The 12,323-nt window shown below is 46.9% G+C and carries 8 protein-coding genes; 1 reads left to right on the plus strand and 7 read right to left on the minus strand.

The annotated features are described in order from the left end of the window. Window positions 1–4: 4 nt before the first annotated feature. Both BFJ94_RS06745 and BFJ94_RS06750 read right to left on the minus strand, forming a co-directional pair. Window positions 5–1,345: an NtaA/DmoA family FMN-dependent monooxygenase gene (locus BFJ94_RS06745; RefSeq protein WP_120465124.1), complete on the minus strand. Its 1,341-nt coding sequence runs from the start codon at window positions 1,343–1,345 to the stop codon at window positions 5–7. Window positions 1,346–1,472: 127 nt separating this feature from the next. Next, a complete protein-coding gene (locus tag BFJ94_RS06750; RefSeq protein ID WP_120461971.1) occupies window positions 1,473–2,288 on the minus strand; it encodes an AraC family transcriptional regulator in 816 nt (271 codons plus the stop codon). A gap of 156 nt (window positions 2,289–2,444) precedes the next feature. Here BFJ94_RS06750 and BFJ94_RS06755 point away from each other — a divergent pair, with 156 nt between their 5' ends. Next, on the plus strand, window positions 2,445–3,311 hold the full coding sequence (locus tag BFJ94_RS06755; RefSeq protein WP_120461972.1) for a hypothetical protein: 867 nt from the start codon (window positions 2,445–2,447) through the stop codon (window positions 3,309–3,311). A gap of 155 nt (window positions 3,312–3,466) precedes the next feature. On the opposite strand, the gene BFJ94_RS06760 is transcribed toward BFJ94_RS06755, so the two are convergent. The 5 genes from BFJ94_RS06760 to BFJ94_RS06780 form a co-directional block, all read right to left on the minus strand. Continuing rightward, complete coding sequence (locus tag BFJ94_RS06760; RefSeq protein WP_120461973.1) at window positions 3,467–4,588, minus strand: NAD(P)/FAD-dependent oxidoreductase; 1,122 nt, start codon at window positions 4,586–4,588, stop codon at window positions 3,467–3,469. 433 nt (window positions 4,589–5,021) lie between these two features. Next, on the minus strand, window positions 5,022–5,969 hold the full coding sequence (gene lplA / locus BFJ94_RS06765) for a lipoate--protein ligase (protein WP_120461974.1): 948 nt from the start codon (window positions 5,967–5,969) through the stop codon (window positions 5,022–5,024). Beyond that, window positions 5,962–7,686, minus strand: coding sequence for a dihydrolipoyl dehydrogenase (lpdA, locus tag BFJ94_RS06770; protein ID WP_120461975.1), 1,725 nt, complete (start codon window positions 7,684–7,686; stop codon window positions 5,962–5,964). Before lpdA ends, lplA begins: the two co-directional genes overlap by 8 nt. A 104-nt stretch (window positions 7,687–7,790) precedes the next feature. Beyond that, window positions 7,791–8,144 (minus strand): carboxymuconolactone decarboxylase family protein, encoded by a 354-nt coding sequence (locus BFJ94_RS06775; RefSeq protein ID WP_120461976.1) that lies wholly within the window; start codon window positions 8,142–8,144, stop codon window positions 7,791–7,793. 155 nt (window positions 8,145–8,299) lie between these two features. Continuing rightward, entirely contained in the window at window positions 8,300–12,274 is a 3,975-nt protein-coding gene (locus BFJ94_RS06780; protein WP_120461977.1) for an InlB B-repeat-containing protein, read from the minus strand. Window positions 12,275–12,323: the final 49 nt, after the last annotated feature.

Genomic DNA, 12,323 nt, shown 5'->3' on the forward strand with positions numbered 1-12,323 from the left:
CTCTTCAAATTGATGATTGAATCCCTGATTGAAGCTCTGGACGAATCCCTAAATGCTCCTTCAGCGTCGAGCCGGCATATTCACTCCTGAACAAGCCCCGCTCCACTAACTTTGGCACCAACTGCTCAAAGAACAGCTCCATCGATTTCTCGGAACCACCCGGAAGAGCGATGAACCCATCGATTGCGCCAGCATCATACTTCTGCACAATATCCTCCAGTACATCGTCCACCGTACCGACAGAAACCCAATGCGCTGACCCGAGAACCTCTGGTCTGGACAGCACTTCCGCCACGGTCGGCTGGTGATTGGCAATAAATCGGCGAAGCAACTCGGCATGGGTTCGGCTGCGCACCTTCTGCTCCGGATCAGGGAGCATATCGGCAGTCACGCGCTCATTCAGAGCAAGACCGCTTAAATCCAGACCGAGCACAGATTTCAGGGATGCCAGTCTTCGCTCCGTGCTAAAATGTGCGTTCGCCTCGGCGAATAATGCCTGAGCCTCCTCGCGCGAGTCGGCCAAGAAGAAATAGAGTCCCGGCAGAATACGGATCGCATCCGGGTCACGCCCCTGCTCCTCTGCCCTTCGTCTCAGATCATGCCGTAATTCAACCCCGGACTCGAGATCCGGCATCGCGGCGAAGATCGCATCCGCTACCGAAGCTGCGAAATTCCGGCCAATATCCGATGCGCCTGCCTGGAACAACGGGATGCTGCCCGATGAGTGAGCAGGCAAGGAGAGCGGCCCCTTGACACTATAGAACTCTCCGGAATGATCGATCGCGGAGACTTGCTGCGGGTCCGTAAATTGGCCCGATTCACGGTCAATTCGGATCGCTTCATGCGGGAAGCTGGCCCATAGCTTGCGCACTACATCGGTGAACTCCCTCGCTCTCGCATACCTCTCTTCTGGCGAAGGCATAGGCGCATCACCGAAATTCTCCGCTCCTTCAATCGAGGTTACAATATTCCAGCCTGCACGCCCATTGCTCAACCAATGCAGCGATTGCAGCTGCCTCGCCACGACATACGGCGGATTGAAGGTGGTAGAGACCGTTGTAACGAGTCCGATGTGCTCCGTCTCGCGGGCGATCGCCGCAAAGATCATCGTAGGGTCAGGACTGCCAAAATTAGCGGAATCGCCCAGCATCTGCGGGCTTACATACAGATAATCCGCTCTGAATAGGAAATCGAGCTTCGCCTTCTCCGCCAGCTTGGCCAAATCGATATAATAATCAATCGAACCCATTCTCTCTACGCCGCTATCCGGACGCCGCCAGCCATGGCCCTTCATCCAGGTAGCTGATAATGAAAGTCCGATACATAATTGCCCGTTCGCATTCACTTTGCTACTCCCATCCTCTCCTGCATAATAGAATAATAACAATAATGATTATCATTCTCAATTAACAGTGTAGCAAGCTCCCTATCAATTGCAAATACACAAATGACGAATGCGACATGCACAATTATCAAATCTGATCCCCGTATGCGGATGGAGATACGCCAAATTTTTTCTTAAATGCCCGGCTAAAATAGAGCGGATTCGCATAACCCACACTGACAGCGATATCACGAATTGGAAAATTACCAGTCCTCAATAGCTCGCTCGCCCTCTCCATCCGGTAATGAATGACATAATCAATCGGCCGGAGGCCCGTATATTTATGGAAGAAATAAGAGAAGCGCTTCGGATTCATGGCATGCAGACCAGCCAGCTCCTCCAGGGTTAACGGATTCATATAATTCCTCTTAATATACGCGATCGCTTCCTCTATTACTTCTATATTGGGAGAGCTGCTAGACTTGCGATTCTGATGGCCGACCAGCACCTGATGCATGATGCTGAGGAATAATTCCTTCACACGAAGCTTCCCGATCCCTCCCGCAGTATGCATATTCTGATGAAGCATAAGCAGCATTTCGATCACTCTCGGAAGGGCTCCGGGCTCTAGCTTGAAATGAGTATTGCACTCATGCTCGCTATTCTCTGCACATTGTTTATCCAGACTATAGTAAATGGAATAATACTCAAGCTCGGCTTCACTAGTGACCTGAGCTTCCATCTGCATGCCCGGAGCAGCATGAAATACAGAGCCTGGCTGCAATTCATAGACCGTACCGTTGACGGTTATTTGGTTGGTTCCACGAGTTATAAAGATAAATCCATATTTAATAGTCCTGAATTCTCGCAAAATACTCCTCGGCTGAATTACTAGACGATATACACTTTCGATCTCATAGGAATCATTGGCGAATACCGCGGCTAACCTCTCCACATCGATCATGGCTTTACACCCGCTTCCTGTTTAGATATTGTCACCTTGACTCTTTCTTCAAATCACCGAACTAACTACATATCATGTTATGCACAATATATGATTGACTAATATATTGCAAAAGTATAAGATGTCCTAAATGGTAAATTATAGGGGTCGTTACAAATGAAGGAGAATAATGTAGCGAATATAGAGATAAAGTTGCTCGACCTAGATGCTATGGTAAAATTAATCAAAGGTGCATTTTCTCTCGAATTGTGGTATAATTTAGTAGAGTTGTCGGATGCCTTACTATTTAAAGTGAATCAAAGGCTTCGCGGCATGACTGTTACAGATAGCGAGGAATTAATAACGCCTCCCCAGCGGCCCTTAGTTTACTATTATGGCTATTCATTATTGATGAAGGGCTCCGCATTGAAAAATTTGGGGAAATACCACGAGGCTAAACATTGCATTGAAAATTACTCAGATTTAAGCTGGTTTGAAGATTTAAATGATGAAGGGTTAGAAGTTGTAGATTACTTTAGATATGTTTCCTATCCTAATAGATTAGAAATTGAACTAACATTAGGAAATTTCAATGTAATGAGTGAATTCATTACTTTCTTGCGAGAAAATCCTGACGAAATCCTGTATGGAGTCATCGCCATATTAAAAGCAGCCAACAAACATCATATCAATGTAGACCAAGAATTATCTATATTTGCTGAACAAATCAATGAACTGACGCATAGGCGCATAGATGTAAATGAGGTATTCGACACTTTGGTATGTGCTTATTATGCTGAACAAACTCAATATTGCCTGAATAAGCAATCCTATCAGGAAGCCATTCACTACTGCTTTTTACTAGCATCTTTGTCTTTAAAATATGAGAAAATAAAAGCTTTTAGAAAAGCAGTCATTTGGATAGAGCAGTTAAGGAGCTTCACTACGTCTTCTCAGATTGACACATATATATCAATTTTAAAAGGAGAGTGGCAAAATGAAGAAGTTTCTATTAACGGTGACCCTGTTCATGTCAGTCATTAGTATTGTACTGCCAGCCATATCAGCCGGGGATGATACAGTCGCTCAACGCTACTTCGGAGAACATTATTAAGTCTTTATCATCATAGCAATTTAGCACCACAAGCGGGCCAGAGTTCCAACTCTGCCCGCTCTTTCATTTTATAAGTCAGGATATGCTATTCGATAGCTCCATGAATGTCATAGTCATGAAGATCAATCTCCAATTCCATTTCCAAGGCGAGCTTAGCGAGCTGGCTACCGATATACGGCCCCATCGTAAGTCCGGATGCTCCGAGACCATTGGCGGTGATCAGCCCCTGCCAACCGGGAATCCGCCCGATAACGGGAAGAAAGCCGGGAGTAAAAGGCCGAAATCCGACTCTTATCTCTTCGAAGGTGCTAGTCTCTAAGCCGGGTGCCAGCGCCAAGCCTTTATTCAAAATTTCCTGCATCCCGCCTGGCGTAATTCTTGTATCATAGCCTTGGACCTCATTCTCATGGGTCGCTCCCATCACCATCTTATGATGCCCGAAGCCAAGCAGATATTGATCCGTTGGCGGCATAATGACAGGCCAGCTTCCGCTATCCATACTATGATCCACCTGAAGATGCATAATTTGTGCTTTTTGAAAATGTACATTAAAAAGAATGCCCAGCGGCTGCAGCAGCTCCCTCGCCCAAGCCCCTGCGCAGACAATCGTCTGATCAGCGGTGTAGTTGATATTATCCACACGAGCTCCTGTTACCCGGTTCGCTTGGAATTCGAGTGCGGCTTCTCCATGAATCAGCCTTGCTCCATTTCGCTGTGCCGAGCGAAGCAAGGCATCGCGCAGAGCTCGGCCGTCCACCCGGGCTGCCCCACTGATATGAACGGCATGATACCCCTCCGCTAATAGAGGAAAGCGCTGATGGGTCTCGGACTCGTTCAAGCGGGTAATCTCCCCAATCTCTGCTGCATCCTCTTTACGCAGCTTCGCCCGTTCCTCCATTTTGATCACTTTCTCGGGATCATGATGAATGCTGAGCGCACCAACCCTGGCGTACCCTGTCTCCGTCTCCCCTTCTCTTATCAGCTCTTCGATCAATCCCGGATAGAAGCTTGCGCCTGCCTTAGCCAGCCGATACCAAGCCTGATTACGCCGTTGTGACAGCCAAGGACAAATGATCCCGGCAGCCGCATCGGTAGCCTGTCCCTCGTCTTGTCGATCTATAATAAGAACGTCTGCCCCCAGCTTCGCCAGCTGATAAGCGGTGGACGCTCCTAGAATTCCCGCTCCAATGACCATATATTTCTTCATGATGCAATCCCCTTCTACATAGCTACTCCTTCAGTTCCGGGTCATGTACCTCTATAACCTTAGGACTCGCATGACCCGCAAAACCATTATAGCTTATTATCGCCCCGAGCCCCATAGTATACGGACAAGAGACGAGAAAGCCTGCGGATTTCTGGCTCATGATATTCTAAACGAAACTACGGAACGCTATTTGAGCTAAATCGAGGCTTTAAGTGACTATTTCGGCCGAATAACGTTACACAGTTTCGTTACAATCGTCAGAGGCGCTTTGGGGCACGAATAGCGATACCAGGTTTCGTTAGAATTCGCAGCAAAGCGGAGTCTACGAATGACCGCCACTTGGCTGTTATAGTCCTCAAATATAAAAAAACACTCTTAATCACAATTGGAACCACTTAGGTAACCATAGATGATAAGAGTGTTTTTAGTAAGCCTATGAAGGGAACGATCCAGATCCCATCCATTCTTCCACAAAGGCAAATAACCGATCTTCAAAATGCATATCAAATATCTGGCCCGTGAAGTGTTGCTCTACTTGTTCATAGGGCGCAATGCTCAGGCTGTCGGAATGGATTTTCACCCTTTGGATCACCCCATTCTCCACATTAAGCAAGGCTTGCACCATGCCCTGAGCAGTTCTTCTCTCCAGCATAACATCATATTTAGGACTCTCCCCAAATAGCCACTGGGGATCTTCATACTTGCTCAACTGCGCCGGACTGTAATTGCCACGATTGTATCTAAGCGGCTCCTGGACATCTCCATAGACTTCGCCAAAACTACCTACTAGCAGATCGATCAATTTATCCACTGTACAAGAAGGATCAAGCTGTTGTAAATTCACGACCCGGCTCTTCACAGAGGTGATGCCCTTGGCCTGCATTTTCAGCTTGGAAGGCTTCAATACCTGTCCCAACCTGCTCAAATCCACATTCACCATGAGAGTCCCATGATGAAATTCTTGGTCATCCTCGGCATAGAAGGCATGTCCGGAAAATTTCTGCCCCTGGATCGTCAGATCATTTCGACCGGAGAACTCTACCGTAACCCCCAGCGCTTCGACCGCTTTTTTTATCACACTTAACTGCTGTTCCAGATTCTTATTATGCTCCTGATAAATAAAAGTGAAGTTCAAATTGCCCAGATCATGATACACGGCACCCCCACCGGAGATCCGCCTCGCCAAGCGAACGCCGCCCGCTGTCAGTTCGGAGACATCGCATTCAAGATACGGATTCTGGTTTCTGCCGATGACGACCGTTTTCTCATTTTGCCATAGATACAGAATGACCTCATCCGCATGAACGCCGCGCAGCAACTCTTCCTCCAATGCCAGATTATAGTAGGGATCATGCTCCTCGGATATTATAATCCTATTCATCGTAATGCAATGCCCCTATGCTCAGCCCGAGCACAGCTTCATGGATCACTTCACCCGTTGTCGGATGGGCAAAAATGGTGTGCGCGATTTCATCCTCACTAATGTCCGCGCCGATCATGACGGTCAATGTACTAATCAAGGCCGAAGCCTCCGGCCCGATAATCGACGCGCCGATTAGCCTGCCGCTGTCCAGATCCTTGATCAGCTTGATGAAGCCTTTTCCTTCCCGCATCGTTAATGCTTTGCCATTGGCCTGGAATGGGAACTTGCTGACCTGGATGTTCCGGCCCATGAATCTGGCCTGGTCTTCATTCATCCCCACCGCCGCAATTTCTGGCGAAGTAAAGACGACATTCGGCACCATTCCATAATCAACATGAGCCTCCTTACCGAGAATATGATCCACCGCTGCGATTCCTTCATGGGAAGCGACATGCGCCAATTGAATCCGGTTCGTGACATCGCCGATCGCATAGATATGATCCACCGAGGTCTGTAAATGCTCATTAACCGCAATGCCTTTTCCATTGTCATTCAGCTTGACGCCGGTCTTCCCGAGATCCAGTCCATCTACATTCGGCGTTCTGCCAATTGCGACTAATACCTTCTCACTAGTCATAAACTTCTCTACGCCATCCTGCTCAAAGATCACAACCGCTCTGCCCGCCTGATCCTGCTCAATTCGGGTCACCTTGGCGCCCGTAAATACGCCGATTCCCTTCTCTGCCGCAATATGAGCAATCTCTTCCGAGACATCCTTGTCCACCATCATCAGCAGCCTGTCGCAGTATTCCAGCACATTGACCTGAATCCCGAAATTGGCATAGAGGAAAGCGAACTCCATTCCGATGACCCCGCCACCGATAATCGTAACCGAGCTTATGTTGTTCTTGTAGGCCAGGGCCGAGGTGCTATTCATGACAAAATCATGCTTGATCCCTGGCAGATCAATATCTGCGATTTGTGATCCAGTAGCAATCAGAGTATGCTTCGCTTCAATCGTGTATTCATCTTTTCCACTCTTGACGAGTACTTGGTCGTCATTTAGAAAAGAAGCCATCCCCTTAATGACGCGAACATTATTCTTGTCAAGCAGATACTCAATACCTGATACCAGGGTTCCCTTGATCTCATCCTTCTTATCGATCACCTTGGCCATATCCAGCTCTATTTCCTTGACGGCGAGTCCGAAATCATCGGCATGTCTCATTTGATCGAAAACCTCGGAGGACTTGATTAGAGCCTTGGTCGGAATACAGCCGACATTCAGGCAGGTTCCGCCCATGGAATCCATCTCCACCAGGACGGTCTGAATACCCTTCTTAGCCGCATAGAGAGCAGCGACATAGCCTCCCGGTCCCGCGCCAATGATTAACAGCTCAGTCTGTACATCCTCCTTCTTCCCGCGTAGAAGCCCACCGAAATAATCCAGCTTCGGTTTGGTCTGCTCAGATTTGTCTACTGACGGTGCGGGTTCCACGCCGTCTTCCGCTGTCACTTCGAACAAGCTCTGCCCAAGCTCAACTTCCTGGCCTTCTTCGACCAGCACTTTATCGATGGTGCATTTATATTTAGTTGACAAAGGGGAGTTCCCCTTCTTCGTCTCCATCTGCAGTAACGCTTGCCCCGCTTCAACCTGATCGCCTGCGGTGACGTTCAACTTCCCGATCTTCGCCTTCTTGGCATGTCCTGTGATCTGCTCCAGCTTGATAATCATGATGCTTCCCTCCGCTTATACGTTAATACCTAGCTTCTCTTTGAAAAAAAGCAACCTCCCGAACCAATCAGAAGGTTGCCGTGTGTCAGATGATAACGAAATGATTATTTAAAGTCCTTCTCAAACTCATCGATGGAATCCTTGAGCAAAGTCACAGAGTAAGCCATGCTTGGCCCACCGCCAAAGGCTACGGAAATCATAGCCGCCTCGATGATCTGTTCGCGGGTCGCCCCGGCTTCGAGCGCTTTATAGACGTGGAACACAATGCAATATTCGCAGCGGTTATAAGCGGCGATCCCTACACTGATCAGCTCTTTTGTCTTCGTATCGAGCGCACCATCGGCATAGTTCGTTCCCAGCAGGTTCATAAATGCGTTAACACTCTCCGCATTCGTTCCGGACAGCTCCTGCAAGCCACCTGTGAAATCATTCAGCATTTGTCTAACGTCTTTTTTCATTTCAATCAGCTCCTTATTTATTGTGAAATAATTCACTTATGCTTAATATTAGTTTACACTGCATTAATTGCATTGTAAAGTATTTTGTCGAAAATAATCGATTTAAAAAAGACGGAAGTGGTTTCCCGCTCGCGTCTTTTCTCTATTCAATGCTATTAAGATGATTCATCCGTAGACGAAACCCATTTTGCATAAAGAACCGCATTATCGAAGACGGTGCAGGTTTCAAAGCTCCACTCTGCTGTATAGCTTTCGTCCATATACCAGCCGTCGAATTGATATCCGTTCCTCGTCGGGTCAGTTAATGGTTTGGCTACAAAACCACCAACAGGTAGAGTCTGATAATGAATATAGCTTCCTCCCTGCCCTGTTTTGAACTCTACGGCTTTCAGGCCCTCATTCTTGATTTGATGCACACCTATATCTAGCACATCATCCGGTCGAATTGCATTTCCAAAAAAATCGCGTGTCAAAGGGGAAATTTTACTGAGATCCCTCCGGCCTTCAAGAGTTTGATCTGCCCGGAATCCAGCGCCTACCGCAATATTTTGATCTAATAGCTTAAGCTTGAAGCCCGCCAGCTTGGACACATCAAATTCTGAGCGGGCAATCGCTTTGCCGATCCCGGTATTTCTCGTGTTGAACAGAACCGTATTCTTATCTCCGTTCTCAACAATGGTTCCGTTAGTCAGAATGGCCTCTTTTGGAATAACGTCAATATCCAAAGACTGGTCTATATTCGCCAGTATAGTTGTCGGGTCGGCATAAATATTATGCGATCCGTAAACTCCTGAAGCAAATTTACTTCGATCAATCAGCGTTTTCGGATAAATGATATTGTAATCAAAACTGCCATGCGTCATAACGCTCTTTGAACCTGTGTTGAAAACACCGACCTTATCCTTGCCATACAAAATATTGTTATAAAAATGGCTCCAGATCGGGCCTGTGCTGCCTGTACCGAATATTTGCGTCGTGTTTGCACCAAGCTTGAATATATTGTTGTGAATAATCGGATAATCGACACTATTCGAACTTCCGCCAACCGCATAATAAAACAAATGCGAGGATGCCGCAGATCCTTCTTGGGGACTGCCATCATCAATGCTAATGTTGTAACGCACAATGCTGTTCTTTGAGCTTGGCATGAACAACATAAAACCGCCATAATTGTTTCGGCTATAGTTATATTGATAAACTGCCCCATCATTAAAACTATCAATATCAAATGCTTCACCGTCTGCACAATTATACGGATTATCCACCACTTCATTAAACTCCATCACGGAATCCTTGACGCCCATGAACCACAGGGCGGCATAGTTGGCCACACTGATATATTTGCCAACTCCATCAGTGATGTTTGGACCTTCCCCGTTCGGCTTCGCGTCAGTTAAATACGTTTTTCCAAAACCCGTAATATAGTTGTATCGAGCTTCGCCCTCAAGAGCGTTGGAAAGAACCATCGCATCGCCAGAGCCATTAGCCAAGTAATTGTTGAAGTAACGCACCTTCATAATGGCGGGATATCCGCTCTTGGTCCAACCGTCCGGGTGGAAACCTGTATTGCGAATTCCTTCGTTGTCACAGCGGATTGCGGTATTGCCCTCAGCCAGAATATCATCGATATAGCCGTAAAATATAATGCCGCCAGCCACCTTGGCACCGCCATAGGACTGATGAAGGGCATTGACATCATGTACATAGGAATTGGTCACGTATACATGGCTTTTTTTGCTGGCCATAAAGTTCTCGGGAGTACGCTCCTTAAGCGTCTTGGCGTAATTATTCATAATCATAATGCCGTTGCGCCCTATTTCCCATTGGGAACCAAGGTTTGTCACTTCAAGCCCGTCGATCTCCCAATATTCCTCGTTCACGAGCTCGACAGCGCCGGAGGCTAGACGTCTTTCTACCGGATTGGTGTCAAAAATATAGTACGTATCCTTGCTTAGGGTGCCGCCGCCATTAATGACAGGTCTCTTGTACTTTTGACCTCCGTCGTTATATTTGCCAAGCTTAATCACCTTGTCCTCCGTGCCGGAGCCTCGCAGCTTCAGTTGGCCGTTCCAAATCGACTCGGCATCCAGGAAGATTTGATCCCCAGGATTGAATCTTTTCTGATTTATTTTGTCCAAAGACTTCCAGGCAGTCTCTGGCGCCAGTCCGTCATTGGCATCATTTCCGGTTTGGTTTGAAACATAATACACTCTCGGTTCATGATTCACAATGTCGACCATAACGTCCAGAGTCTGACCGCCTTCAAATTCAAGCTGGACTGCAGCCTGACCCACAGGTAGCAAGCTTAAGAAGCCGTTCTTCAATAGCATCATGCCTGTGGTGTCCAACAGACTATAATCGACATCTTCGATAAGTCTCTGACCATCGTACAGTACCCCTGTAAGGTCGACCAGGTCCGGCGTCACGCCCAGGGTGATATTTTCCTTGTTCTCCAGGTCAAATTCAACAGCAGCGGGCGTTACTTTATATTGTTTACCAGCCAACTTGACCTGAGTGGAGATTGTAGTTGTTTTCAGACTCGCAGATTGCGAAATGACAGAGATATCGTCAAAAAAGTAACGATTTTCGATATTTCCAGCGTTAGCGTTCCAGTTGGTCATCAGCACAAGGGCGCCGATGTCCTTTACCGCAGTAGTGTTATACGCTATTTGCCCGTCAATTTTAGCTGTCATACCGTTACTGTTGACGATCCACTCGAATTTATGCCATCCCCCGGAACGTTCAATTTTATTGCTGGTCGAACCGTCTGTAGGATTCCATGCGTTGCCTGCACGCCAAGTATAATAACCTTGTCTGTTTTTATCGCTTAGATCCTGTACAACGCCAAGGGCATAATAATTGCTAGTACTGTTGTTATTAGCTACATTTTGGACGCTGAACGCCAGTTTAATCAGTTGATCCATATCACCATGATCATAGAACCAAGCCGTTACCGTTCCATGAACCGGATTAACCGCTCTTGAATTCACCAACGCTCTGGCAGGCCCTGTAGTACCGGACACAGCGGTTGCAGCATTACGCCCATAGTGCGGCCTAACAGCGGAATGACTATAGGAACCAGGAACCCCTGCAGTAAACTTCTTGTCGCCCTCAAAATTATCCATGAAAATGATGTCGTTGCCCTCATAATAAGAGACCGTCGCGTATACAGTCACCCGGTCATCTTCGGACTCACGCGGATGATAGGACGGCTTGACTTGAACATTCCCGTCCTGATCCACATCAACCTTAGCCTTATGTACATCGTTTAGACTAAATACGACATCATCAATGACGTAATCAAATCCGCCATCAACGAACAGCCTGTCGATGGATCCCTTACTCAACACTGTTGAATCAAAGCTCAACGAAAGATCATTAGCGGAGAGTTGTTGCACATTAGATAGACCGAAGCCTTTGGAATCACTTAATGCGGAATCCGGGGTATGCCGATTATCAGCCGTTACGCCCTTAACCTTGAATTTATAATCACCCGGGCCATGTTGGCTGATCATACTGTCCCAATCATATTGGTTAGTCAAAGAGGCTTCCAGCCCTAATGAAGTTGTATTCTTAAACAATTCAACTACATAGCTGACAGCATCGGGCGTCTCCTCCCAAACTGCCTTGGCTCCGGACCATACAAAGCCTGTCACCGCCTTCAATTCGCTGCCAATCATTAGTTTCAAATCACTTCCCGTATGCCCGAAGCTCAATTCAAGCACATAGCTTCCCAGCGGCAAGTTATCCAAATAATGATTTGAGATTAGAACAGTATTTTCAGACATATTAGCAGTGAAATTTCCACTGCCGATAGATTCACCATTCAGCTTTATATCCGTAAAATCCTCTAGATTCGGCGACACTTTCACAATCAGAGCCTGTGTAGATCCATGATTATAGACAGCGCTTTCAGGATAAATGGAATAGTTCTCCTCGTTCTCATTAAGAACGATCCGTCCGTCTTCCCCCTCCTCGATACCTTCTGGCTTCTCCAAGCTAGCATCCAGAGTAGGCAGCCCCGCCTCCGAATTACCAGCTTGAACCTTAGCTAGGGCCAAATTTGCTCCTATAAGTGAGAAGATTAGAACAAGTGATACAATCTTTTTGAACCGTCTAAAAAGATACATACTTTCCCTCCTCAAATTAGAATGCTTCCCCGAAACTTCATGAATTTAA

Origin of the sequence: Paenibacillus aceti, from assembly GCF_003614185.1 — a bacterium.
Classification (GTDB): domain Bacteria; phylum Bacillota; class Bacilli; order Paenibacillales; family Paenibacillaceae; genus Fontibacillus; species Fontibacillus aceti.

Bases quoted from the DNA above. Each gene is read 5' to 3' on its own strand.
- BFJ94_RS06750 (WP_120461971.1), bottom strand. From the start codon at position 2,288: ATGATCGATGTGGAGAGGTTAGCCGCGGTATTCGCCAATGATTCCTAT.
- BFJ94_RS06755 (WP_120461972.1), top strand. From the start codon at position 2,445: ATGAAGGAGAATAATGTAGCGAATATAGAGATAAAGTTGCTCGACCTA.
- BFJ94_RS06760 (WP_120461973.1), bottom strand. From the start codon at position 4,588: ATGAAGAAATATATGGTCATTGGAGCGGGAATTCTAGGAGCGTCCACC.
- lplA (WP_120461974.1), bottom strand. From the start codon at position 5,969: ATGAATAGGATTATAATATCCGAGGAGCATGATCCCTACTATAATCTG.
- lpdA (WP_120461975.1), bottom strand. From the start codon at position 7,686: ATGATTATCAAGCTGGAGCAGATCACAGGACATGCCAAGAAGGCGAAG.
- BFJ94_RS06775 (WP_120461976.1), bottom strand. From the start codon at position 8,144: ATGAAAAAAGACGTTAGACAAATGCTGAATGATTTCACAGGTGGCTTG.
- BFJ94_RS06780 (WP_120461977.1), bottom strand. From the start codon at position 12,274: ATGTATCTTTTTAGACGGTTCAAAAAGATTGTATCACTTGTTCTAATC.